We start from the raw sequence: 26,420 nt of genomic DNA on the forward strand, positions 1-26,420 counted from the left end.
ATTATGAGCAATGACTTTCAATTTATAGAAGTGGGTCGAGTAGACCCCATTAAACTTGAAGCGAAAAAACGTGCTACACAATTTATTGAAATTTATCAGCCGTTTACGCAACCAGAAGTAAAACAACAAGCCGATCGCTGTCTTGACTGCGGTAACCCGTATTGCGAATGGAAGTGCCCACTGCATAACTACATTCCAAACTGGTTAAAACTGGCAGAAGAAGGTCGCATTATGGAAGCGGCAGACTTGGTGCATGAAACCAATACTCTGCCAGAAATATGTGGCCGGGTGTGCCCACAAGACCGTTTATGCGAAGGTGCTTGTACCTTAAACGACGACTTTGGTGCGGTCACCATTGGCAGTGTTGAAAAATACATTACCGATACTGCAATTGCCCAAGGCTGGCGCCCAAACATGAAGGATGTGACGCCACGTAAAGAGCGTGTTGCCATTATTGGAGCGGGTCCTGCGGGTCTTGGCTGTGCTGATGTGTTGGCTCGTAATGGTGTGCAAGCCGTGGTGTATGATAAATACCCACAAATTGGTGGTTTACTCACTTATGGCATCCCTTCTTTCAAGCTTGATAAAGATGTTATGGCCACTCGCCGTTCAGTGCTTGAAGGCATGGGCATTCAATTCAAAATGGGTGTGACTGTCGGCAAGGATGTGAGTTTTCAAAGCCTATTAGACGAGTACGATTCTGTCTTTCTGGGTATGGGTACTTACACGGCCATGAAAGCTAAACTGCCCAATGAAGACGCTCAAGGCGTGATTCAAGCGTTACCGTATCTTATTGGCAATACTCATCACATTATGGGTACTCACGACGATGCAACACCGTATTTAAGCCTTGAAGGTAAAGATGTGGTGGTGTTGGGCGGCGGTGATACTGCAATGGATTGTGTGCGTACAGCCATTCGTCAAGGCGCGAAGAGCGTGACATGTGCTTATCGTCGTGACGAAGCCAACATGCCGGGCTCTCGCCGTGAAGTGCAAAATGCGCGCGAAGAAGGCGTTAACTTCTTATTTAATCGTCAACCAGTGGCAATTAAAGCTGAAAACGGTCAAGTAGTCGGGATTGAATGTGTTGAAACTCAAATGGGTGAAGCTGATGCTAGTGGACGTCAACGCGCCGAAATCATTGCTGGTAGTGAGCAAGTATTAGCAACCGATGCGCTGATTATCGCCTTTGGTTTCCAAGCGAGCCCTGCTGCTTGGTTTAGTGATTTTGGCATTGAAACCAACGAATGGGGATTAGTTAAGGCCAAGAAAACCGACGACAACCCTTTTCAAACCACTAACCCTAAAGTGTTTGCCGGTGGTGATATGGTGCGAGGTTCTGATCTCGTTGTAACGGCTATAGCAGAAGGACGAGATGCTGCATTAGGCATTTTAAACTATTTAGATTAACAGCTTGCTAGCCTATATAGGGCTAAAGACAGGCTAAAGGTAGCTTACCTTTAGCCTACTTTCAGACTAACAATAAAAGCTGTAATACCGTGTTTGCTTGTGAATTTTCGCGCATCTTTTGATGCGTTTTTTTTTATCTTTTTTAAGGACGATAATTCACACTGATAGTCCACAACTAGGATTCACTTAGGGTCATGATTTTGTAGTTGAACTGACTAAAAAATAGCTGAAAATATTATCTTTTAATTGTGGATGCTCATCTGAAAATTTCACCCCAATATTCAATACACCTTCAATGTTTTGAACTTTGACCATGCTACCCGTTAAGATCCCTGAAAGATCAGTGTTAATAGAGATAGCCACATGTATCTCTTCGCCTTGTTCAATATTCACCGTTTTGGCGTCTACCGTCAGTAAACAGCCAGTAGAAGAAAAGTCGAGCATTTTTGCACTGATTTTATTGTCATTGTGCATAATAAACACTTCTTGCTCGATATTAACTCGCAACTGCTCTCTGACTTTTTTCTTGATGATGGTTTTAGGCACACTAAGGCACAGCATTCTAATCGGTTGATTAACCACAGAGAATATAGTCGACTTAAAAGCAATAATGTCTTTAAAACCACTATTCGTCATCGCCCTTACCACAATTTCAGCATTCACTAGCATATGTTGATAAGCCTCAGAAAAACCTTTATTGGGATACTCAATCAAGATAAACCGCCCAACCTGATAACCAATTAAGCTCGAACGTGACTGCACTGTTTTACCATTGGCAAAATGAATTTCAATAAACAATTCCATACCTATGTCAATTAGGCGAAGATCAGCATACAACGAAGCACTTACTGGCGTTGTCATTGGTTATTTACCATAGTGTTACTCATCATAATGGACCTCATTTCTATCAATCTATCGACTCCAATAACACTTAATAACATTAACATATCAGGTTTAGTTTGTTAGTAACTAGCGTAGTGCTAATCCTAGCTAACCTCAAGCCTGAGCAATCGATACAAAAATCATTAGCGGCCATGGATAATTATTTCGAGACTGGCTGATGTCGAAATTATGATAGCAAATTTGGCATGTATTTTATTAATAATACGTATTGGCACATCAATCGTTAACCTACAGTAAGTCCATAAAATGCAGATAACAGCACAAAGGCTGTTTCATAACCTTCAGTTATAAACATCTAAGGTCACTTATACCAAACAGCAATAATTAATACTGACTATTGTATATCAGCAAGGCACAAGGCTAATGCTTATATGGTACCAATATAAAAACTATCTAATTGTTATAAATAGAAAATATCTATTTAAATGCTGTCTCGACATAATTATCCATGGCCAACAATCTCACCTCAAACCGCTTTTTACACTGACAGTATTATCTAACAAGCCTTCAGAGTGATTGATTAGCCTCAAGCAAGAAAGTAGAATAGAAATCATTATCATTTATTTAATTTAGTTTAAAGAATAATTCCTTCATTCCTATTAAGGCAATACCTTGAATACTTTCTTAAGCAGCTTCACGTTATGGCGACAACAGCTCACATCTTCGGTCTTCAATAGATGCCTATTGATTGTCATTACTTCGGTGTTTTCAACTTCTTTATGGGCACAGAGCCCGGCAGTCTCGTCACAAGAGATATCACCAGAGACATCGCAAGATCTCTTAAAACAAACACGACAAATTCTTCAATTAGCTGAATACATTGGTGTTGATTACTCAGAAGCGGTGACCGAAGGTCGTATCTCTAATCCTGATGAATTTGCTGAAATGCAGCAATTTGCTAGCATCATTATCGAAAAAACTAACCTGCTCGCCAATGATGTGCCAAATTCATTAACAGCCGATGCATTGCAATTACAGCAAGCCATTGCAGAAAAAACATCACTGGATGTTATTCAAGGGCTTAGCCAAAAAATACGTAACCAGTTATTAAGCCAGTCTCCAGCATTAGTGTTACCAACACAGCTATTAGCCAAAGACCATGTTAAACAGCTGTTTATCGAAAATTGTTCGACCTGTCATGGTGATTTAGGCCAAGGCGATGGGCCTCTGGCAAAATCATTGTCACCAGAGCCAACCAATTTCACCGATCACGATCGAGCAATGAATCGTTCATTATTGGGACTTTACGATGCGATTTCCGACGGTTTAGATGGCAGTGCTATGCGTGCTTTTAGTGAGTTAAATGATCAACAGCGTTGGTCACTGGCTTTCTATGTAGGTAGTTTAGCTTTTGAGCCAACAGCTACTGCCACGGAGCACATCAAGCATGATGCGAATATTGAATTACAACAGTGGGTCAATAGCAATCCAACCCAGTTAATTCAGCAAAATGTCGGAATTGATAAAACCCAATTATCATTACTACGCTCACAACCTGAGCGACTGTTTCAACATGCTGACTCACCTATTTCAGTCGCGCGTACTAACTTGCAGGCTGCTGTAAAAGCATATAAAGCCAATGAGTTTGCTCAAGCACAAACCTTAGCAGTGAGCGCCTATCTCGACGGTTTTGAATTAATTGAAAACAATTTAGATGCTCATGACAGTAGTTTACGTAAATCAATCGAAAGCCAGCTGCTTAATTTTAGAAACATCCTAAAAACAGCAGGACAGGACAGCCAGGTAAATCAACAGTTGACCAGCATATTGGCTCAACTAGACCAAGCCGACACCCTATTAACAGGGCAATCACTATCGAATAACGCCATGTTTTCGGCTGCATTAATCATCCTGCTACGCGAAGGATTAGAAGCACTGCTCGTTATCATTGCTTTAATGACAGTGTTAATTAAAACCGAACGTCAAGATGCGATTAAATTTGTTCACTTTGGTTGGATATCAGCACTCGCTGCTGGCGTATTAACCTGGTGGGCAGCAGATAACCTAATTAGCATTAGCGGAGCCTCAAGGGAGTTAATGGAAGGCGGCGCGGCATTGCTAGCCGCTTTGGTGTTGTTTTATGTTGGTTATTGGATGCACAGTAAAACCCAAGGTTCTAAATGGCAAAGTTACATTAAAAATAATGTCGACCGCCATTTAAACACTGGCACCTTATGGGGTCTCACTGGGCTGGCATTTATTTCGGTCTATCGTGAAGTTTTTGAAACGATTTTGTTCTATCAATCATTACTGACACAAGCCATAGGCTCTGCCAGCAGCAATGAACAAGTCAGTTACTTGGTTTACGGCTTGCTAGCAGGTATGGCTATTTTAGCGGTGATTGCTTGGTTAATGATGCGCTACTCAGTTAAATTACCATTAGCCCGCTTCTTTGCGGTGAGTTCTTACTTCATGCTTATTTTAGCGTTTATCTTGGCAGGAAAAGGGATTTCAGCGCTACAAGAAGCAGCAGTAATTAGCCTTACTCCCTTCCCTATAGATGTGTCGATTAGCTGGTTAGGTATAGCATCAACATGGCAAGGCTTGAGTACGCAAATGGTGATTGTAGTGTTATTTAGCTTTTTGGTTATCCGTAATCGTGACACAAAATAATGTTTAGCTTTGACAACTAAACCTTGAGTGCTTAACGCTTAGCATTAGCGTTTAACATTGAGCGTCTAATAAAAAGGCCGGCTAAATATATTTAGCTGGCCTTTTTGTGTCGATAAATCGTTAGTAATTTATTTCACTGTAAACTTAGTGTCTTCATCTCTTAACATATACAACGCAAAACACGCGGCCCACATTGGCCATGCTGCAAAAAACAATAAATTATTAAATGCATCAAAATATAGATTAAATGCCGATAATGTTGAAGCGCCATGCATCAGAAAGATAACCCCGTAAGTAATACGCTTTTTAATACCTAATACAAACGCAAATACTAAGGCTAATTGCAGTGCGCCCATAACATAAGCAGCAACCTCACTCATTCCGCCGATGCCATAAAACTTTTCGAAAATCTTCATACTATGGCCAGGATTGACAAACTTATCTAATGTCCATACCAGCATCACCACAAACACGCCTAAGCGTAAAGAAAGTAACGACCACTGCAGTTTTTTCTGAGTATCATTGCTAATTGATGTTTGCATCTTAATTCCTTAAAAAATATATAAAATAACATCATCTAGGGTCTGTTGACCGTCTAAATAAGCTAAACTGACTATTACTGAAAATCATCAGCCGTTAATTGACCGAGTAAAACGCAACTATGTTGCACTAGCAGTTATGCCATTTAGATCTAACACAATGAAAATTGGCATAACATGATTGAAATAAACTTGTTAACAACAAGGTCTTTTTCACCAAGTTCATTACAGCAGAAAAAATTATGCCTATTTATCGTTATCCTAATCGTTCACTTACCGCACTCGCTATTAGCCTAGCCCTGTACTCATCAATAACGTCATCAATGGCTACAGCAGCCGAAAACCCTGAATCTATTGAAGTCATTCAAGTATCAGGTAAAGCGATTAACGATAAAGGCATGTCACCTAAAAACAGCAATGTTGATGGCCCATTTGGTGATGGAATAGCATTAAAAGATATCGCACGTTCGGTTACGCCTATCACCAGTGAAATGATTGAACAGCTCAACATCACTGATTTATCTGACATACAAAAAGTCAGCCCAAACAGTTATTCAGCCAGCGGCTTTGGCGCATCAAGCCTACCCACTATTCGTGGTCAGTTAGGTGAGTTATATCAAGACGGTGTGCGTCGCCAAGCGGGCAACAATGGCTTTGGTGTACCCATGTCATTTAACGCTGTCGAGCAAATTGATGTGGTAAAAGGTGCGCCGCCAGTGCTATTAGGCACCAGCCAACGTAACGGTGGATTTGTTAACATACATTCTAAAGTCGCGCCTACTGACGAGCAATTTAATAAGCTCACCCTATCTGGCGGCAGTTGGGATCATTACCGAGCTCAAATAGATGTTGGCACTGACATTGTCGCCAATCAAAGCGGTGTTCGCTTAAGTGCAGAACATATCGATAATGGCAGCTACTACGATTATTCAGGCTTTAAAAGCGACAGTATTTTTGTGGCATTTCGTTTACTGCCAGACGATGCCAGCACCTGGGACATTAATGTCGAATACTATGATGTTGAGTTTACCGACAACGCGGGGATTAACCGTCCAACTCAAGCATTAATCGACAACGGTTTATACGTTACAGGTCAAGGTGTACAACCTAACGGCAGTACTATTGCTGGCGCCAATGCTATCGTATCGCCAACAGGGTTAGTTGAGATAGATCGCAGCCAAGTATTAACCGACCCAGACAATATCAATAACGCCCAAACCTTCTTACTTCACAGTACTTATGTGCGTGAGTTAAGCGATAAAGCGACCTTTAAAAACATTACCTATTATCAGCATTTAGAATGTGAAGAAATTGCTCAAAATAGTTTTGTTGAAATTATTGATGGTGCAGATACTGCACAAAATAGAGTTGAATTAGCCTATACATGGAGCGATGCTCAAAGCACCATTACTGCGGTGGATATCCGCTACAACAAAGTGTTAGGTTACAGTCAATTTACCACCGAAGCTGACTTACCTATCGACTTAACTGGCCCCATTGAAAACCGCCGTATTCCACTTACTGCAGAGCAACAAGGTCGATTAGTTGAACTGCGCCCTGGTGTGTTTGTGTCACCCGGTGCCCAATACGATACCAATGCCGATGGCAGCGGCGATTTTTCATTATCTGACACCACTGACTCAACCAGTTGGCAAACCGGTCTAGCCATTCAACATAACAGCCAATGGACAGATAAGTTTTCCACCAGCGTAGGTTATCGTGCCGATTTTTATAATGTAGATGCGCGCGATGCTATTGCCCCACAAGGACAAGTTGCTGCTAGCGATTCGATAAGTGAAATGCTTGAATCTGGTCAAGTCAGTTTGAGCTATCGCCTTAGTGACGATATCACTACCTATGCCAGTGCCAGTTATAACGAATCAACCTCAAACAGTATGGCTGGCGGCACCACGTTAGGCGCCAACAACCAAATTAGTAGCCAAAACTTTGCCACCGAAAATACCTTAACCGAAGTGGGTATTAAATATTCACCCACGGACAGTGCTTGGTATGTTGACGCTGCCGTGTTTGACCAAAAACGCAGTCTACGTAACCGTGATGGCAGCAATACCGGCATTCGCACTAAAGGCTTTGAAGCCCAAGCTTTTTATGATGCCGATCCGTTTTGGTTAAGCGCGGGCTACAGTTATTTAGACGCTCGCTATGATGATTCAGCCAGTAGCCAAGATACGGTACAAGTTGCCGATACATTTGATAACTCAAGACCCGATATCATTCAAGGCACAGGTATTGGCGCACCAAACTTCGCTTCATTTGCACCGTCGGACCGCCGTGTACAAGGCTTACCTGAACAAACGTTCACAATTAATGGCGGAATGTCGATTACTGAGAAATGGAAAGCCGGTTTCTCCGGTCTATATACCAAGAGTTACCCATTGGACTATTTAGCGACTGTGTATATTCGCGATCAATACACGCTTAACATTAACACTCGCTATGATTTTACCGAGCAAACAAGTTTAAGGCTTGACGTCAATAACGTGACTAACCAAAAGAACTGGCGTCCGGTGTTTGAAGGCGGTTATTTCGGATCAACATTGGTTTTTCCTGAACTACCGGTTAGCGCTACCCTTACCTTACAGCACTCATTTTAAGGCTATAAATTATGTTTAAAAAAATTGTGTTATTACTGATTGCTGCATCATTAGTGGGATTATTTTTCCACTTTAACTTGCATCAATTACTGACCTTAGATGGCTTAAAAAGCTCGATGAATGACTTTAGTCAATTACGTGAAGAGTCACCTTTGTTGGTTATTGGCGGGTTCTTTTTATTGTATGTGGCAGTAACAGCATTGTCCTTACCTGGTGCCGCGATTCTTACCATTGCATCGGGTGCCTTATTTGGCATCGTCGAAGGATTAATTATTGCGTCGTTTGCCTCTAGTATCGGCGCAACACTAGCATTTTTAGTGTCGCGTTATTTATTGAGGGATTCAATTAAACAACGTTTTCCTGAGCGCTTAGCGGCTATTGATGCCGGCATTGAAAAAGAAGGTGGCTTTTACTTATTTACCTTACGTTTGGTACCAATATTCCCGTTCTTTTTAATCAACATGTTAATGGGTGTGACCGCCTTTAAATCGTGGACTTTTTACTGGGTAAGCCAAGTTGGTATGTTTTTAGGCACCTTTGTTTACGTTAATGCCGGTACCCAGCTGGCGCAAATTGACAGCTTATCGAACATTTTATCGTTTAACCTTATTGTGTCGTTTGCACTATTAGGTTTATTCCCCATTATTGCAAAAGGTATTGTTAACATGATCAAAAAACGTCGCGTATACAGCAAATGGACCAAGCCAGCTAAATTTGATCGCAACATGATTGTGATTGGTGCAGGTGCTGGTGGCCTAGTAACCAGTTATATTGCTGCCGCAGTAAAAGCTAAAGTGACCTTAATTGAAGCCGGCGAAATGGGCGGCGACTGTTTAAACTATGGCTGTGTGCCGAGTAAAGCGATTATTAAGAGCGCTAAAATTGCTCAGCAAATACGAAACGCCCATCATTACGGCTTAGAAGACAGCACTCCTGAATTTTCATTTAAAAAAGTCATGGCGCGCGTGCATCAAGTGGTTGCCGATATTGCTCCCCACGACAGTGTTGAGCGTTACACCAACTTAGGTGTCGACGTAGTTAAAGGCTATGCCAAATTAGTTGACCCATGGACAGTTGAAATTAGCCACCCAGACGGTCACACCAGCCGCTTAACCGCGCGCAGCATTGTTATCGCCACAGGTGCACGTCCGTTTGTGCCACCGTTACCAGGCATAGAAGAAGTCGGCTATGTTACCAGTGATACCTTGTGGGACGAGTTTGCAAAACTCGATACAGCACCACAAAAATTAGTGGTACTAGGCGGCGGCCCAATTGGCTCAGAACTGGCACAAAGCTTTGCCCGTTTAGGCTCACAAGTGACTCAAGTTGAAATGGCTGAGCGCATCATGATCAAAGAAGATCTTGAAGTGTCTGAGTTTGCGACCCAAGCCTTGCAAAAAAGTGGTGTGAATATTTTAACCTCACACCAAGCACTGCGCTGCGAACTGCGTGACGGTAAAAAATACCTTATCGTTAAACATCAAGAGCAAGAGTTAGCGTTAGAATACGACCAACTATTATGTGCAGTCGGTCGTAGTGCTCGCTTAAGCGGTTACGGCTTAGAAGAGTTAGGCATTGAAACAAACCGCACTATCGTCACCAATGAATACTTAGAAACCTTATACCCAAATATCTATGCGGCAGGTGACATTGTTGGGCCTTATCAATTTACTCACGTAGCAGCACATCAAGGCTGGTACGCAGCAGTCAATGGACTGTTTGGCCATTTGAAAAAGTTTAAAGTGGATTACCGCGTTATCCCATGGACTACGTTTATCGATCCAGAAGTGGCTCGTGTGGGTATTAATGAATATGAAGCCAAACAGCAAGGTATTGATTACGAAGTGACTCGCTTTGATTTTGCCGAGCTTGATCGTGCCATTACCGACAGTGCTACCGAAGGGTTTATTAAAGTGATTACCCCTAAAGGTAAAGATAAAATATTAGGTGTGACCGTGGTGTCTGAACACGCTGGTGATTTAATTGCTGAATTTGTGCTGGCGATGAAGCACGGCTTAGGGCTTAACAAGATTTTAGGCACCATACACAGTTACCCAACATGGGCTGAAGGTAACAAGTACGCTGCGGGTGAATGGAAGCGTAACCATGCACCAGAAACTGTGTTGCGCTGGTTAGAAAAATACCACACTTGGCGTCGTGGCTAACCCGACAGAGTAATCGCTAAGGCTCGTGAAAATGGGCCTTAGATTATTGCTCCTAAAAAGATGAAACTTAAGTAAATGCTCTTGATTATGACGCTTAGAAAATAACTCGAGATAACGGTTCTTACAAACTCAAAGTAGGTCTCAGATAATGAAAAAATTAACGCGATGTACTCAATCGTTTGTACTGACAGTCGGTCTATTGCTGAGCTTGCTTGGCAGTAATGCGGCTATTGCGGCTGTGGATGAGTCTGAAGCGCTTTCTGATGCGAATCATCTTGTGCAGAGCCAGACGAAAATGATGTTACATGATGAGTGGAACACCTTACTCAACCGTCATGTTAAACCGATTAATTCAGGTCACAGTAGCGCGATAGATTACGCAGCGACACAACAAGATCGAGCCATATTGACCAGGTATCTCAACCAACTGAGTCTGATAACCCAAGCAGAGTTTGATGCTTGGGATAAAGCATCGCAATTGGCATTTTTAATCAATGCTTACAACGCGTGGACCGTTGAACTTATCTTAACTAAATACCCTGATATAGACTCAATCAAAGAGTTAGGCGGTTTATTTAGCTCACCTTGGGATAAAAGTTTTATTCCATTATTAGGTAAAACCCGCAGCCTTAATGATATTGAGCACACACTCATTCGTGGTAGCGATCGTTACAACGACCCAAGGATCCACTTCGCGGTAAACTGTGCCAGCATTGGTTGCCCTGCACTGCGTGAAGAAGCCTACACAGGCGCTAAACTCGAACTGCAATTAACCGAGCAAACTGAACGTTTTCTTGCCGATAATAGCCGAAATTATGCCAAGGGAGACAGCTTGTATTTGTCTTCTATCTTTAAATGGTATGGCGATGACTTTACCAAAGGGTTTCGTAACACTCATTCGATTGAAGCGTTTTTACTGCTTTATTCTAATAGTAATAAAGGTGTTCTGACACTTACGCCAGCACAGCGTCAAGCGGCAGAAAAACAACAACTTGATATTGAATTTTTAGATTATGACTGGTCACTTAATGTTGCTGGCTAATTTACGCTGGCAGCATATCGTTAGCACAGCCTTTTACTGCAACCTTATAAAATCTAAGGTTGCAGTAAGCTTTGGGCTTAGTGCTTTTTTGCTTACTGCTAGTCTTTGGGCTGGTATGGCTAATGCATCTAGCAACGGTGTTGTAAATGTTGCAGACAAACCGTCAACACGAATTCAAACATCAACATCAATCCGTGAGTCTGCTCAAACATCACAAACATCACAAACATCACAGTCATCATGGCCAGAGGTTGAATCTCGAGGCGCTAATCAAGATGTGTACTTTCATGCTTGGGGTGGCGATCCGCAAATAAATCGTTATATTCAATGGGCCGCGAAACAAGTTAAGCGGCAATATCAGATCAATTTACACCATGTAAAACTCACTGACACCAGCGAAGCGGTCAGCCGAGTATTAGCCGAAAAATCAGCAAGCAATGATCATCAAGGCCAAGTCGATTTAGTGTGGATTAACGGTGAAAATTTTGCCGCCATGGCTAAGCATCAACTGCTAGCGCCAAATTGGGTTACGCAATTACCCAACTTTGGTTTAACCGATCCAGATAACAATCCCGCGATGACCCGTGACTTTGGCGTGCCAACACAAGGGATGGAAGCACCATGGGGTAAAGCTGCGCTGACGTTTTACTACGACAGCATAGTGACCACATCACCACCGCAAACTTTGCAACAACTAAGCCTATGGGCCAAACAACACCCAGGCAGATTCACCTACCCTAAGCCACCTGACTTTTTAGCCACCAGCTTTTTAAAGTACGCCTTAATTGTACTGAACAACTCACAACCTGAGGCGATTAAAAATCTGCTTTATCAACCCGCAACAACGCAAAGCCAGGCTTTGTTATTACCGGTATTGTGGCAATATTTAGATGAGCTACATCCGCATCTATGGCGCAAAGGTCAACACTTTATGTCCAGTGGCATGGAGCTACGTCGCTTAATCGGCGATGGTGAACTTGCCCTAGCGTTTACCTTTTCAGCCGCCGAAATTCCCGCGGCCGTTGCACGTTTTGAATTACCCGACAGCAGTCGTAGTTATCGTATGCAAGATGGCAGCTTGAGTAATATTCACTTTATCGCCATTCCCTATAATGCCACTCACCTGGACAGCGCTAAATTGGTAGTCAATTTTTTACTGAGTCCACAAGCTCAAGCACACAAACAGCAAGCGAATATATGGGGCGATACCAGCGTGTTAGCACTATCAAAGCTGACAGCCGAACAGCAAACTTGGTTTGAGCCAGCCGCTCAGTCACATCCCAGTGCCACTATTGCTAACCAAGCAATCAGCCCAGCGTTAAGTGAGCCAGATCCAAGTTGGAGTAAGGTTATTACAAAGCTATGGTTACAACGCTATGGAGTGATGCAATGAACACGGTAGCCAAGCTGTTTAATCCAATTGTGCGCTTCAGTCCATTTATGATGATGGCTTTGTTACTGATCCCGGTATTGGGTGGGTTAATTGGCGTTATTCTGCCTGCATTTGGTTGGATCCCAGCACTGGATCAAACCTATTTTAGCCTGAATGGTTTTAGCCAATTATGGCAAACACCAGGCATTGGCCACATGGCGTTATTGAGTATCACCACCAGCTTTGTTAGCACCTTGTTGGCCTTTTTAATCACAATATTGATCCTAGCAAGTTACTTTACCAGCCCGTGGCTGGGTTATATTCAACGCCTTTTAGGGCCAATTCTGGTTATCCCTCATGCTGCCGCGGCCATTGCTATTGGATTTCTGATTACCCCGTCGGGCATGTTGTCTCGCTTGGTATCGCCTTGGTTAAGTGGTTGGGATGCACCACCCGATTGGCTATATCCACACGATGCGATGGGACTGAGTATTATTCTAGGCGTGACCTTAAAAGAACTGCCTTTTTTATTGCTGATGGCGCTAGGCGTATTAGCACAACCCGACCTTGGGCAAACACTACGGGCGCAACATAAAGTGGCATTGAGTTTAGGTTATTGCCCAATGACAGCATTTTTAAAAGTGGTGTTGCCAAGCCTGTATCCTCACTTACGCTTGCCAATATTGGCAGTATTGGCCTACGCCAGTGCCAGTGTAGAAATCCCATTAATTTTAGGCCCCAACAATCCGCCGACATTGGCTGTAGCGATTATGCAGTGGTTTCATGACGTGGATTTAAGTTTACGGATCAAAGCGTCTGCGGGGGCGATATTACAAATTCAACTGACGTTATTCGTATTAGCCTGCTGGTGGTTACTGGAACGCTTGGTGAGTCGATTCGCTCAATCGATGTTAACCAATGGCCAGCGCGAATACGGCGGCGCTATCATCCAAAAGATAACCCATGTCATCACCGCCTTAATGTTGACCATCATAGGTTTGGCATTAGTGGGAATGCTGTTGTGGTCTTTTGCTGGCTTTTGGCATTTCCCTGATGCCTTGCCGCAACAATTTGTAATGCTGCACTGGCAAACGGCATTGCAACAAATGCACACGCCACTTATCGACACGGTACTGATTGCCCTCTGCGCAACCGCCCTAGCGATAACCTTAACCTTACTCACTTTAGAAGCGGAGCAGCACAGCGGAAAACCGCTATCGCTGCTGGGCAGTGTATTAATTTATCTGCCCTTGCTTATTCCAAGTATCGCGTTTTTATTTGGTTTGGTGTGGTTACTTGAGCAAGTAAACAGTCAACATACCTTTATCAATGTGGTACTGGCCCATTTGTTATTTGTATTACCCTATGTGTTTTTATCGTTGGCCAGTAGCTATCGTCGTTTAGACCCACGCTTTAGTATTGTTGCGGCCAGTCTTGGGGCCACCAAAGCAAAAATATTTTTCCGGATTAAACTGCCCATGCTAATTGGGCCGATATTCATTGCTTGCGCACTCGGTTTAGCCATTAGCTTTAGCCAATACTTACCAACCTTACTCACTGGTGGTGGACGCATCAACACCATTACCACTGAAGCTGTTTCGCTCGCCAATGGAGGAAGCCGCAGGATCAGTGCAGTATATGCGTTAATGCAAATGATCCTCCCAGCTTTAGGTTTTTTACTGGCTTGGCTATTGCCTAAAATGTTAGTCAAACACCACCAACAAGGATAATAATGCAAACATTCGCGAGTACAGCCAACGGCTCAAATACCACCTCAACATCAGAACTCACCATTGATGGGCTGATCTTGCGTCGTCAGCAACAAAACTTATTATCATTAAGCGCGACCATTCGTGGCGGTGAAATATTGACTATTATGGGCCCATCTGGCAGCGGCAAATCAACGCTATTAAACTGGTTAACAGGCATGTTGCCAGCGGGCTTTAGTGCTGAAGGTCAGCTGCATTTAAACGGCCAAAATATCACCACAACAGCCAGTCATTTACGCCATATTGGTTTGCTCTACCAAGACCCATTATTATTTCCGCATTTATCCGTGGCAGGAAACATCGGCTTTGCCATGCCGCCAAGCCCCAAAGCACAGCGACAAGCCGCAATTAGTGAAGCGTTAACCCAAGTGGGTCTGGGTGGATTAGAACAACGTGACCCGCAAAGTTTATCTGGCGGTCAGCAAGCTAGGGTGGCATTGCTGCGGGTATTGCTTAGCCAACCCAAAGCCATATTATTAGACGAGCCCTTTAGTAAGCTAGACAGTCAGTTACGTCAAGAAACCCGACAATTAGTATTTGATCAAATACGCCAGCATCAGCTACCTGCCATTATGGTGACTCACGATCAAACAGATGCCGATGCCGCTCAAGGTAAAGTCATCTCACTTTGAGTTGTGGTACTAAATGACTAAAACCCTACTCAAATAGAAAGTACTGTAATCAACTGTACTGATGTAGGTAATACACAGATAGCTAAAAAATAGATAAGTCGTGACATAACAAACTCGCGACTTTAAAAAATTGAACAGATAATCAAGAGATTAATTGGAATGACATCATGTTAGATAGATTTATCACCCCAGTAATAAAGCCACTGTTAGCCCCAGTTGTGCTGCTACTAGACAAAAAGAATGTCCATCCAGATCAGCTCACATTGGTCGGTTTCGGTTTAGGCATGTTGGCAGTACCGTTACTGGCATTACAACTTTGGTATGGCGCCTTGTTTTTTATCGCACTGAATCGGATTATCGACGGACTCGATGGCGCCCTTGCCCGTCACCAAAAACACACCAGTGCCGCAGGTGGCTATTTAGATATTTGTGTCGACTTTCTGTTTTATGCGGCCATTCCGCTAGGATTCGCCTTGGCCAACCCTAATGAAAATGCCTTAGCCGCGGCAGTATTGTTAACCGTATTCATTGGCACAGGCTCAAGCTTTTTAGCCTTTGCCATACCGGCCGAAAAGCTGAATCTGCCTCGACCACAATTTGCCAATAAGAGCTTTTACTTTTTAAACGGCTTAACTGAAGGCACCGAAACCATCGCCTTCTTTGTCGCATTTTGTTTGTGGCCGGCTTATTTCCCAGAACTTGCCTATAGCTTTGCATTTTTAGGCGCAATTACCATTTTCACCCGTATACATGGTGGCTATCACACTCTGAAAAATCATACGTTGAAAAAAAACACTTCAGTTAATCAATCTCAACGAGGTAAATCAACATGATGGACGATATTTCATCCATTCGACTCGGGGCATTTTTAACGATATTGATAATCATGCTTTTACTAGAGTTTTGGTTGCCTGCTAGGCATTTGCCCAATAGAGCCAACGCACCGAAACCAGCTACGCGTTGGGTAGGCAATATCGGTATATTGGTTATTTCAGCAATAGCAGCCCGAATGGTATTACCAATAGGATTAGCAGGTATTGCACTGTACTGTCAGCAACAACAATGGGGACTGTTCAATTATATTGCATTACCTGATTGGGCTAGCATCACCATAAGCTTATTGTTATTAGACCTGCTTATTTATTGGCAACACAGGCTGTTTCATCGTGTCCCATTATTGTGGCGATTACATAAAGTTCATCATGCTGACGTTCATGTCGACAGTACGACTGCGTTGCGATTTCACCCACTAGAAATTATCGCCAGCATTGGGGTTAAAGCATTAGCGATCATCCTACTAGGGGTACCAGCCAGTGCAGTGATCTTATTTGAGATTTTATTAAATGGTTTAGCCATATTTAACCATGCCAATATCCGACTATCACCAAGGCTAGAACGCGTCGTCAGAACCGTATTAGTAACTCAAATATTGCACCGAATTCATCACAGCCAAATAATGTGCGAAACCAACAGCAACTTTGGTTTTAGTATTGTGTGGTGGGATCGTCTATTTGGTACTTATTCTGCTAAGGCCAGTAAAGCAGACGAGGATATCGACATAGGATTAATTGAATACCAAAACGCGAAACAAAACGCTTGGTTAACAGGGTTGCTATGGATGCCGTTTACCCATAAAAAATAACAGTTTACGTTGTTCTTGACCAGCACTAATGATTAAGCAATAAACAGAATAATACTACGATCTTATTTAATTTATAAATAGGACTTGGTACGGTTAAAGGTCATAGATTAGAAGTATTTATTATGCATTTTTGTGATATGTGACTGCTGAAGCACTTGATTAATCGATGATAGTTTATCAAAATATTATTAATATATTGCTAAAGGATAAAGATACTATGATCGGTTTTACCCAAGGTTTGAAAACTAAAATAGCCGACTTAGAACACCAATTAGTCACTCATAAACAGCAACATTCAGATGAATTAAATCAATTACAACAGACTATTACGCAATTAAGCCAGCAGTTAAACCATTCTAATAGCCAATCTGAATACGATACCGCACGCGCTAATTTACAATTACTGGGCGCAACAATGCTCAATGATATTCGCGACACCACCTTGGCAAACTCAATTAAGTTAGACGAAGAAAAACAAATGCTATCTGAATTAGATAAGTTATTTAATCAAACACATGTCGCGATTGGCAACTTAAAAAAACGAGCTGGGCATCTAAATGACCATGCAGAAAAAAGCATGGCTACTGCCGCAGAATTAAGTCTTTCGGCTAATGGAATAAGTAGTTTAGTTTCATCTATCCAGCAAATTTCTGAACAAACCAATCTACTTGCTCTTAATGCAGCCATTGAAGCTGCACGAGCTGGTGATGCAGGCCGTGGCTTTGCAGTGGTGGCAAGCGAAGTGCGCCAACTGGCCAGTAATGCTCATGATGCCAGCGCTAATATTGAAAAATTAGTCGCCACAGTTATTGAACAAACTGAACAAATTAAGAATGTAGTCATTACCAACCAAACTTGCTCTAGGGATATTGCTGTATCTTCAGAACAAATTGATCAAGTGGTGACTGATGTATTACAAAGCTCAGGCGTGATGAAACGAGTCATTGGAGAAGCCTCTATGACCGCTTTCTTAACCACGGTAAAACTAGATCACAGCGTATGGAAAAGTAATGTATACAGCGTGTTGGCAAATAAAGATCTAAATGCCAGTGTTAACAGCCACACTGAATGCAGACTTGGTAAATGGTATTACAAAGGCGATGGTCAAAACTTTGCCAGTTTATCCAGTTTTAAAACTATCGAACAACCACATACAACCGTACACAGTGCAGGTAAAGCAGCTGTTATAGCCATGCAGTCGGGTAACGAGTCGACTATTTTGGCTCATCTTGAAACCATGGAACAGGCCAGTATCGATGTGGTTCGCGCAATCGATCATTTGCTCACGCAAAGCCAGCAGTAAAATTAACCTCACAACTTCATGAGTCTACAAAATAAATAATATCGTGTTGCATGATTTCCCCTCTAAATAACGTCAATGACACTTTAATCTGCAATCCTGAGGCTAGCGCCTTGGATTGAGGTTATTGTGCTGTCATTAATTAAGGTTAAAAAGAGCAATCACTTCCAATTACTATGGATTAAATTAGTCATAATAGAATAATATCAACACGAGGTTTAGCCACAAATAACCAATTAATGGGTCAATAAAATCACTGTCAGTTTTCACTAATTTATCGAGCTCATGGTATATTAGCGCCCATTCGAATTTGCTTATTCAGTTAAGGTTTACACATGAAAATCGGTATTATTGGCGCAATGGAGCCAGAAGTTGTTCATTTAGTTCAAGCTATTGTAGAACCAGTACATACAACAATTGCTGGCATCGAATTTATTAGCGGCACCATTGCCGGTAAAGACGTGGTTGTGACCCGCTCAGGTATCGGTAAAGTAGCAGCCAGTATTGCAACCACATTATTAATCGAAAAGTTTGCCGCAACCCATGTGATTAACACCGGTTCTGCTGGCGGTTTTGTCGATTCATTGGCAATTGGCGATATTGTCATTTCATCAGAAGTGCGTCATCACGATGTAGACGTCACAGCATTTGGTTATGAAATTGGCCAAATGGCTCAGCAACCTGCGGCATTTATGCCAGATAGCATCTTAGTCAATGCGGCCAAAAGTGCTGTCGCTGAATTAGGTGAAGTTAAGGCAATTGAAGGGTTAATTTGTACTGGCGACAGCTTTATTTGCGATCCTGTACGCACAAAAATTATGCGTGAAAACTTTCCAACGATGGCAGCTTGTGAGATGGAAGGCGCAGCGATTGCACAAGTATGTCACCAGTTTAACGTGCCATTTGTGGTTATTCGCTCGCTATCAGACAATGCAAACAATGACTCACCCGTTGATTTTGACTCGTACATTATCAAAGCAGGTATGCATTCAGCAATGATGGTTATCGCGCTATTACAACAGCTGTAATCGGTCTACACTTAGCTCGGGCCCGCTATGGGGACGAGCTAAGCAGGCTTCATAAACAATACAACAGCACATTATTGAGTCTCTATGGTCAATCAATTATTCAATCCTCAATTACTGAGCCAAGACGGCGGATTACTTCAGAGCTGTTGTATTTTATTTTGTGCCTTAATATTGGCTCGGTTTGCTCCTATTCCTAGAGAGCTGCAACCATTATTATGGTTTAACCGTTTAGCGGTATTAATTTCCAGTAAGGTTAACCACCCAGACCGAGCTGTGAGCCAACAACTTATCGCTGGGATTTTAGCCACACTTATTTTGATAGTACCTAGCGGGATTATCGTCAGTTTTTTACTCAGCCTTGCCGCCTACCCATGGTTTTTTGAGCTAATCATCTTGTATTTTTGTTTATGCGACTCAGCATTTAAACCCGTGGCTGAAAAGGTCGTTACAGCAATAAAAACCGGTAATAAGCAAGACGCAAAACAACTACTCACCCCATGGGTACGTCAGAATACTCAAGTGTTATCTGAAGTCGGTTTAAGTAAAACCACCATTGAAAAACTTTTTACCACTCCCATTTACGGCACCTTAGCGACTATATTGTTTTTTAGCTTAGGCGGCGCTTCCATGGCATTAGTAGTGCGGATGCTAAGACAACTAGAACATTGCTGGCCGCCATATCATCCACACTTTCATATTTTTTCGAGTTTTGTAGGCCAATTCAATCGGGTAATTTTTTTCATACCAACCTTATTATGGCATTGCTCGTTAGCGATTCAGTTTGGGCAACTGGGTATTAGGTCTATTTTTTCGCAGCCAATATCAGCTCAAACCAATAAAAATCAATTGAATAATCATTACAGCAGCTATGCATTAGCGGCTAAGTTATTGAAGATAGAGCTTGGTGGCCCCCAGCAATTTATCGAAAATGGTAAGACAATTCGGGTCGATTTACCGAAAGTAAAAGCGGGTCCCTTGCCAGATCATCGCTACATAAGCCAAGCAATCACAGTGACACAAACCGCGAACCTATTCTGGATAAGCTTAACGTTATTATTGCCATTAATATGGACAGGATTAAGATTACTTTAAACGTATAAATCTTGTTTTAAACAGGCTATTATTTAGCAATTATGAATCAATATTTGTCTATTTTGTCTGTGCGTCATATTCGCTTGTTAATATAAGAATATTACATCACAAGGTCATTGCATTTTTACAGCATATTAACCTTTTAAATAACAAAAAATTGATTATTGTCTGCTTAAAAACCTGTTTAGGAATATCGCTTTGTTGAACAACTTACATGTATCGTTAACGACTCCGGCATTATTATTCCCGGCAATTTCCTTATTGCTATTGGCCTACACAAATCGATTTTTTTCATTAGCGGCATTAATCCGCCAACTCAGTAACGACAAAAAACCAGTGCAAGGCGAGCAAATTAAAAATTTACGCCAACGCATCATTATCATCCGAAAAATGCAAGAAGCCGGTGTCAGCAGCTTTGCCCTATGTGTGTTTTGCATGATTTTGATTTATGTTGGTTTTAACCAAATTGGTTCGATAGTTTTTGGGTTAAGTTTGTTACTGTTATTGTATTCGTTAATTTTATCTGTAATCGAGATCCGTATTTCAGTAGATGCTCTGACCATTCACCTTGAAGAGTTAAGTAAATGAGTCAGTGGATTTACTTTTTTGATTTATGTGGTACTGCGGTATTTGCCCTTTCGGGAGCGTTAGCTGCGGGTAAGCATCGTATGGACCCCTTTGGCGTTATCGTGTTGGCTTCTGTTACTGCAATTGGTGGCGGCAGTATTCGCGATGCGTTAATAGGTGCCACGCCAGTTTTTTGGATCCGCGATCCTAACTATATTCTTGTCATTCTTGCGACCGTAATAACCTGCTTAGTGTTAGTGCGTAAACCGCATAAATTACCGCCACGCTCATTATCTATTGCCGATGCACTCGGTTTAGCACTATTTACCGTAATTGGTGCGGAAAAAGCCTTATTACTCGGGTTATCTGGTATGGTCGCGGTGGTAATGGGATTAATAACCGGTGTCGGTGGTGGTATTATCCGAGATTTGTTATGTAGGCAAATTCCAATGGTGTTGCGAACGGAAATTTACGCAACCGCTTCCATCGTTGGAGGGATCTGTTATACCTTAAGCATATTTGTCGGCATGGATAGCATGACATCGATGTTGATCGCTATGTTCAGCACGCTAATCATCCGTCTGAGTGCTATCCGCTGGCACTTATCTTTACCGGCTTTTGATTTGAAAACAAAGAGAATTTAATGTGCGAATAATCTTCATATTATGCTGTTTGCTATTGAGCTTTCCGAGCAAAGCCAATATTGGTGATATGCCACGAGAACAACAACTCGCGATGCAATACATGGAAGCGCTTACGGATCATGACTATACCGTCCTGCGTCGTTTCTACTCTCGCGACACGGTATTTTACGATAAAACAGCCAATACTACTTACACTGGCGGTCGGCATATTATTGCGTTTTTACAGCGGGCTCATGAAGGTGTATTAGAATACCGTTTAAACGTAGAACACATGTTTAATACCGGCTCTCTCGTGGTGATAATAGGCAGTTATCGATTACGAGGCCCCGGCGATCAATATGGTAAACCCGGTAAAATTATCGACCTTGCGGTACCAGGTGTCACCACACTAAAATTTGATAACAATACTGAGCGTTTAATTGAGCAAATGGACTTAATGGACTATCAAACCATGTCTGATCAACTTGAGTCTCAGTAGTGTTGCACGTATAAATTAGCCATAAATTAACCATGGTTCAGACATAAAAAAACGGCTTACATTATAAGCCGTTTTTTATTCGCTAACATCCGTGATTACTTTAAAATCACTTTAGCAAATTTGCGTTTACCCACTTGGAATACCGCTTCAAGACCTGCATTAAAAATTTGGCGACTGTCTTCAATCTTCTCGCCGTCCATTTTAACTGCGCCTTGCTTAATCATCCGCATACCGTCAGAGGTTGAACCCACAAGGCCTGCATCTTTAAGTAAGTTAGCAATAGCTAACCCGTCGCCCGCTTCTAATACCACTTCTTCGATGTCATCAGGGATGGCACCTTTTTGGAAACGGTCGATAAAAGCTTGATGAGCCGCTTGTGCTTGCTCTTCATCATGAAAACGAGCAATGATTTCTTTGGCCAACAAAATCTTGATGTCGCGTGGATTTGTGCCATTTTCAACGTCTAACTTGAATTGGGCTAACTCAGTTAACGGACGGAATGACAACAGTTCAAGATAACGCCACATTAAGTCATCAGAAATCGACATCAGTTTGCCAAACATTTCGTTGGCAGGCTCGCTCACACCAATATAATTATGCGCCGATTTAGACATTTTCTTAACGCCATCTAACCCTTCAAGCAATGGCATCATGATGACAGTCTGCGGCTTTTGGCCTTCAGATTTTTGCAGTTCACGACCCATAAGCAGGTTAAACTTTTGGTCTGTACCGCCTAATTCAACATCGGCTTTCAATGCAACCGAATCGTAACCTTGTAATAAAGGGTACATAAATTCATGAATCGCAATCGATTGACCTGATGCATAACGCTTTTTAAAGTCATCGCGTTCCATCATTCGGGCAACAGTTTGCTGTGATGCTAAGCGGATCATGCCAGCAGCGCCTAATGGCTCTAACCAGCTAGAATTAAATTCGATGCGGGTTTTTGCAGGGTCCAAAATTTTATAGACCTGCTCTTTATAGGTTTCGGCGTTAGCAAGCACTTGTTCACGAGTCAGTGGCGGACGGGTGCTGTTTTTACCACTAGGATCACCGACCATACCGGTAAAATCACCAATCAAGAAAATCACTTCGTGACCAAGCTCTTGAAAAGTAAGCATTTTATTCAAGATGACCGTGTGACCTAAGTGAATATCTGGAGCGGTAGGATCTGCACCTAACTTGATGCGTAAGGGACGCCCTTCTTTCAGTTTCTCAAGCAAATCCGCTTCAAGTAATATCTCATCGGTACCGCGCTTAATCTCTGCCAATACTTGATCTAAATTCGCCATCTCTACTGCAACTCCCAGGGCTTGCACAAAAAATAAAGAGGTCTATGTTACTTGTTAGCCACAGCAAATGAAAGAGTGTACACTTAGCCGATAATAACGAAAGAGAGAAATTGGTAACAGAGTCAATGGCAAAGCTTCTTACTTTATTCACATTGCTGCCAAAAGCACATCAAATCACATTATCTTTATTGGTGATTCTAACGACAATTATTCTGATGTTTCCATCGGAAGACGCTCAAGCATCTAAACAAACCCAACTGGTAAGTCAATCTGCTGACAAATCAGACATAGAAACCAATAAACGTTATGATATTCCATTAGCCTTTCGCAGCCCAACACCACCGGGTAATAATGACAGTGTCGCTGAAGATGAATCGATTGATTTCATATCAAATGATGCCCTTGCATCACGAGATAATAGCGAAGAGGTAAACAGCGGCGAAACCCCTGACGATGAAGCGTTTGCCCATCATCTTGCCATGTTGCAAACAAGTACCTCTGATATTGATGGCATGATCAATGATATCGATCAGCAAGTTGCCACTCAAAAAGCTAAATTAAAACAACAAGCGGCTAATGATGATTATAGCGTTGAATACTATGAAGTGGCTAAAGGCGATACCTTAGGCGGTTTATTTAGCCGTGCAGGACTCAGCGCGAAAGATGTTTATGACATTACCCAATTACCCTTAGCGAAAAAGAATCTACTAAAAATCATGCCGGGCGAAGAAATCGCCATCAGTAAAAATGCTCAAGGTGAATTACAAGAATTAACCTATCGCATGGATAAAGTGTCGACATTAATTATCAGTCAACACAATGAGCAATACAAAGAAACGGTTAACACTAAAGAAGTCGTTAATCGCACCTCGTTTATTAGCGCCAATATCAAAAGTAACTTTTGGAATGCCGCTGCCGATGCAGGCTTGTCTGGTAACCACATTATGGAATTGGCCAATATTTTTGGTTGGGATGTCGACTTTGCTCTAGATATTCGTAAAGGCGATCACTTTTCGTTGTTGTTTGAACAAGAATACGCCGACGGTCAATTTTTGCGTAATGGCAATATTCTCGCAGCAGAGTTTATTAACCAAGGTGAACGCTACACCGCAGTACGTTATACCGACGGTGAATACTATTCAGAAAATGGCAGTAGCATGCGCAAAGCTTTTTTGCGTTCGCCAGTAGACTTTAAATACGTCAGTTCTAATTTTAACCCCCGTCGCTTACATCCGGTAACAGGCCAAGTTAAAGCCCACCGCGGTGTCGATTATGTTGCTGCCATTGGCACGCCGATTAAAGCGGCAGGTAAAGGTAAAGTGGTTGAGGCCGGTTATAACCAGTTTAATGGCAACTATGTATTCATTAAGCACAACGAAACCTACACCACTAAGTATTTGCATTTAACTAAGCGCAAAGTAAACCGTGGTGAAACGGTTAAACAAGGCCAAATAATCGGTACTCTAGGTAAAACAGGCCGAGTCACTGGCGCTCACTTACATTACGAATTTATTGTAAATGGGGTTCATCGCAATCCACGAACCATCGATTTACCTAAATCAATGCCAATTGATAGCAGAGAGAAGAACAAATTCGCTGCACTCAGCAAGCAATTGATGACGCAACTAAAATCAAATCAACAACAGCAATTGGCAAGTAATTAATAAGCGGTTTTTTGCTGTTAACAGAGAGTCACTTCATGTCTAAGCCAGAGTATTTTATCGGTCTAATGTCAGGCACAAGCATGGATGGTGTAGATGCAGTATTGGTTGATTTTTCGGCCGAACATCCTGTGCTAATCGCCAGCCATACAGAAGCCATTCCAGCACATTTATTAAAAGGCTTACAGCGTTTATGTCAACCCGAAACAGATGAAATTAACCGCTTAGGTAGGCTCGATCGCAGTGTCGGCAAATTGTTTGCTCAGGCAGTAAATCACTTATTGGCAAAATCAACAGTGACTGCCGCTGAGGTGATCGCGATTGGTTCACATGGACAAACCGTGCGTCACATGCCCAATTTAGAAATGGGTTTTACCTTGCAAATTGGCGATCCAAACACCATTGCCATTGAAACCAATATCGATGTTATTGCTGATTTTAGACGTAAAGATATCGCCCTTGGCGGCCAAGGCGCACCGTTAGTTCCGGCGTTTCATCAACAAGTGTTTGCTCAGTCTGGTCATTCAAGAGTTATTTTAAACATTGGCGGCATTGCCAATGTTACTTATTTACCCGGCAATAGTGAGCAAGTATTAGGCTTTGATACTGGCCCAGGTAACAATTTAATCGATGCCTTTATTCAACAAAACTTAAACCAACCTTTTGATGAAGATGGTGCCTGGGCAGATTCTGGCACCACCCACCCAGACTTACTCAAGCAGCTATTATCACACTCTTATTTTTCACTAGCCTATCCAAAAAGCACTGGCAGAGAGTTATTTAATCAAGCTTGGCTTGAACAACAACTCGCTGACTATAGCCATTTAGATCAACAAGACATTCAATCCACTTTACTTGACCTTACCTGTCACAGTATTGCCAATGACATTAATAAATTGTCACCGACTGGCGAATTGTTTGTTTGCGGCGGTGGTGCGTTAAATAAAGCCTTAATGCAGCGACTAGCCACTTTAGTTCCCGGTTATAAAGTCGATACTACCAGCGCCTTAGGTGTTGATGCTAAGTGGGTTGAAGGGATTGCCTTTGCATGGCTAGCAATGCGTTATCACCATGATTTACCCGCCAACTTACCGGCCGTCACGGGTGCGTCACGCACGGCTATATTAGGTGGCCGCTTTAAAGCGAGATAAACACACCAATATGTACGGTTTACTTTTGCAATTGTGGCCTCAATGTTATGATGCCCACAAATTTGCCCAATCGTTTGAAATTGGGCAAAGCCGTAACTTAAGATGAGAGTCAATATGAGCAACAAAACCAAAAGTGTGTCTGAACTGATGAATCTAACGCCAGAAGGCCGTTACGATTATATGGTTGAGCAAATTAAAATAGAAAAAATCATTTGGACACTTCAAGATCAAGATGGTTGCGTCATGCTAACCACTGAAGATGAAGATTGCATTCCAATGTGGCCTTCTGAAGAAACAGCTGCACTTTGGGCAGTTGATGAATGGAAAGACTGTGAACCATTGGCCATTCCACTAGACGAGTTTCAAGAACGTTGGGTGAGCGGCATGGAAGATGATGATTTATTTATCGCTGTATTCCCGGTACAAGAAGACTTAGGTGTCGTTGTACCACCGTTTGAAATGGACGAACGTATTTCGCCAAAGAAACAACAAAAGCATTAATGTG

At 42.3% G+C, this 26,420-nt stretch carries 22 protein-coding genes; 19 read left to right on the forward strand and 3 right to left on the reverse strand.

Annotation, left to right across the window (positions count from 1 at the left end; all coding sequences use genetic code 11):
* Nucleotides 1-3: 3 nt before the first annotated feature.
* On the forward strand, nt 4-1,410 hold the full coding sequence (locus AAEY97_RS11595; RefSeq protein ID WP_182744272.1) for a glutamate synthase small subunit GltD family protein: 1,407 nt from the start codon (nt 4-6) through the stop codon (nt 1,408-1,410).
* A gap of 192 nt (nt 1,411-1,602) precedes the next feature.
* On the opposite strand, the gene AAEY97_RS11600 is transcribed toward AAEY97_RS11595, so the two are convergent.
* Nucleotides 1,603-2,271, reverse strand: a complete 669-nt coding sequence (locus tag AAEY97_RS11600) for a flagellar brake protein (RefSeq protein WP_101088853.1) — start codon at nt 2,269-2,271, stop codon at nt 1,603-1,605.
* A 654-nt stretch (nt 2,272-2,925) separates the two neighbouring features.
* Between AAEY97_RS11600 and AAEY97_RS11605 the strand changes: the two genes are divergently transcribed.
* On the forward strand, nt 2,926-4,926 hold the full coding sequence (locus tag AAEY97_RS11605) for a cytochrome c/FTR1 family iron permease (protein WP_101088852.1): 2,001 nt from the start codon (nt 2,926-2,928) through the stop codon (nt 4,924-4,926).
* A 128-nt stretch (nt 4,927-5,054) separates the two neighbouring features.
* Here the strand turns inward: AAEY97_RS11605 and AAEY97_RS11610 are convergent, their stop codons facing one another.
* A complete protein-coding gene (locus tag AAEY97_RS11610) occupies nt 5,055-5,468 on the reverse strand; it encodes a hypothetical protein (protein ID WP_101088851.1) in 414 nt (137 codons plus the stop codon).
* A 239-nt stretch (nt 5,469-5,707) separates the two neighbouring features.
* Here AAEY97_RS11610 and AAEY97_RS11615 point away from each other — a divergent pair, with 239 nt between their 5' ends.
* The 14 genes from AAEY97_RS11615 to AAEY97_RS11680 all read left to right on the forward strand — a co-directional run bounded on the left by AAEY97_RS11615 (nt 5,708) and on the right by AAEY97_RS11680 (nt 21,811).
* Nucleotides 5,708-8,080, forward strand: coding sequence for a TonB-dependent receptor (locus AAEY97_RS11615; protein ID WP_502959457.1), 2,373 nt, complete (start codon nt 5,708-5,710; stop codon nt 8,078-8,080).
* Nucleotides 8,081-8,091: 11 nt separating this feature from the next.
* Nucleotides 8,092-10,245, forward strand: a complete 2,154-nt coding sequence (locus tag AAEY97_RS11620) for a dihydrolipoyl dehydrogenase family protein (protein ID WP_350998942.1) — start codon at nt 8,092-8,094, stop codon at nt 10,243-10,245.
* A 148-nt stretch (nt 10,246-10,393) separates the two neighbouring features.
* The gene (locus tag AAEY97_RS11625) at nt 10,394-11,287 is read left to right on the forward strand and encodes a DUF547 domain-containing protein (RefSeq protein WP_502959458.1); all 894 of its coding nucleotides are present in this window, start codon (nt 10,394-10,396) and stop codon (nt 11,285-11,287) included.
* A 115-nt stretch (nt 11,288-11,402) separates the two neighbouring features.
* The gene (locus AAEY97_RS11630; RefSeq protein ID WP_350998979.1) at nt 11,403-12,680 is read left to right on the forward strand and encodes an ABC transporter substrate-binding protein; all 1,278 of its coding nucleotides are present in this window, start codon (nt 11,403-11,405) and stop codon (nt 12,678-12,680) included.
* A complete protein-coding gene (locus AAEY97_RS11635) occupies nt 12,677-14,389 on the forward strand; it encodes an ABC transporter permease (protein ID WP_192114391.1) in 1,713 nt (570 codons plus the stop codon). Before AAEY97_RS11630 ends, AAEY97_RS11635 begins: the two co-directional genes overlap by 4 nt.
* Nucleotides 14,390-14,391: 2 nt before the next feature.
* Nucleotides 14,392-15,060: an ATP-binding cassette domain-containing protein gene (locus tag AAEY97_RS11640; RefSeq protein ID WP_243756154.1), complete on the forward strand. Its 669-nt coding sequence runs from the start codon at nt 14,392-14,394 to the stop codon at nt 15,058-15,060.
* A 167-nt stretch (nt 15,061-15,227) separates the two neighbouring features.
* Nucleotides 15,228-15,893, forward strand: a complete 666-nt coding sequence (locus AAEY97_RS11645; RefSeq protein WP_192114390.1) for a CDP-alcohol phosphatidyltransferase family protein — start codon at nt 15,228-15,230, stop codon at nt 15,891-15,893.
* Entirely contained in the window at nt 15,890-16,702 is an 813-nt protein-coding gene (locus tag AAEY97_RS11650; protein ID WP_101088846.1) for a sterol desaturase family protein, read from the forward strand. Before AAEY97_RS11645 ends, AAEY97_RS11650 begins: the two co-directional genes overlap by 4 nt.
* Nucleotides 16,703-16,919: 217 nt before the next feature.
* Nucleotides 16,920-18,005, forward strand: coding sequence for a methyl-accepting chemotaxis protein (locus tag AAEY97_RS11655; RefSeq protein ID WP_350998949.1), 1,086 nt, complete (start codon nt 16,920-16,922; stop codon nt 18,003-18,005).
* A gap of 332 nt (nt 18,006-18,337) precedes the next feature.
* Nucleotides 18,338-19,030, forward strand: a complete 693-nt coding sequence (locus AAEY97_RS11660; RefSeq protein WP_101088844.1) for a 5'-methylthioadenosine/adenosylhomocysteine nucleosidase — start codon at nt 18,338-18,340, stop codon at nt 19,028-19,030.
* Between the two features lie 84 nt (nt 19,031-19,114).
* Nucleotides 19,115-20,122, forward strand: a complete 1,008-nt coding sequence (locus AAEY97_RS11665; RefSeq protein WP_350998953.1) for a cobalamin biosynthesis protein CobD/CbiB — start codon at nt 19,115-19,117, stop codon at nt 20,120-20,122.
* 198 nt (nt 20,123-20,320) lie between these two features.
* The gene (locus tag AAEY97_RS11670) at nt 20,321-20,710 is read left to right on the forward strand and encodes a DUF2721 domain-containing protein (protein WP_101088842.1); all 390 of its coding nucleotides are present in this window, start codon (nt 20,321-20,323) and stop codon (nt 20,708-20,710) included.
* A complete protein-coding gene (locus AAEY97_RS11675) occupies nt 20,707-21,333 on the forward strand; it encodes a trimeric intracellular cation channel family protein (RefSeq protein WP_101088841.1) in 627 nt (208 codons plus the stop codon). The genes AAEY97_RS11670 and AAEY97_RS11675 overlap by 4 nt, the downstream gene beginning before the upstream one ends.
* A gap of 67 nt (nt 21,334-21,400) precedes the next feature.
* Nucleotides 21,401-21,811 carry a nuclear transport factor 2 family protein gene (locus AAEY97_RS11680; RefSeq protein ID WP_081430168.1) on the forward strand — a complete coding sequence of 137 codons (411 nt, stop codon included), beginning with the start codon at nt 21,401-21,403 and terminating at the stop codon, nt 21,809-21,811.
* 95 nt (nt 21,812-21,906) lie between these two features.
* On the opposite strand, the gene tyrS is transcribed toward AAEY97_RS11680, so the two are convergent.
* Nucleotides 21,907-23,103 carry a tyrosine--tRNA ligase gene (gene tyrS, locus AAEY97_RS11685; protein WP_350998956.1) on the reverse strand — a complete coding sequence of 399 codons (1,197 nt, stop codon included), beginning with the start codon at nt 23,101-23,103 and terminating at the stop codon, nt 21,907-21,909.
* Nucleotides 23,104-23,228: 125 nt separating this feature from the next.
* On the opposite strand from tyrS, the gene AAEY97_RS11690 reads away from it, so the two are divergent.
* From AAEY97_RS11690 to AAEY97_RS11700, 3 genes are all read left to right on the forward strand, one after another.
* Nucleotides 23,229-24,767 (forward strand): peptidoglycan DD-metalloendopeptidase family protein, encoded by a 1,539-nt coding sequence (locus AAEY97_RS11690; protein WP_101088839.1) that lies wholly within the window; start codon nt 23,229-23,231, stop codon nt 24,765-24,767.
* A 35-nt stretch (nt 24,768-24,802) separates the two neighbouring features.
* A complete protein-coding gene (locus AAEY97_RS11695; protein ID WP_101088838.1) occupies nt 24,803-25,915 on the forward strand; it encodes an anhydro-N-acetylmuramic acid kinase in 1,113 nt (370 codons plus the stop codon).
* A gap of 114 nt (nt 25,916-26,029) precedes the next feature.
* Entirely contained in the window at nt 26,030-26,416 is a 387-nt protein-coding gene (locus AAEY97_RS11700) for a DUF2750 domain-containing protein (protein WP_197708487.1), read from the forward strand.
* Nucleotides 26,417-26,420: the final 4 nt, after the last annotated feature.

The sequence above is a fragment of the Shewanella sp. TB7-MNA-CIBAN-0143 genome (assembly GCF_040310065.1).
In the GTDB taxonomy this organism is placed as follows: Bacteria; Pseudomonadota; Gammaproteobacteria; order Enterobacterales; family Shewanellaceae; genus Shewanella.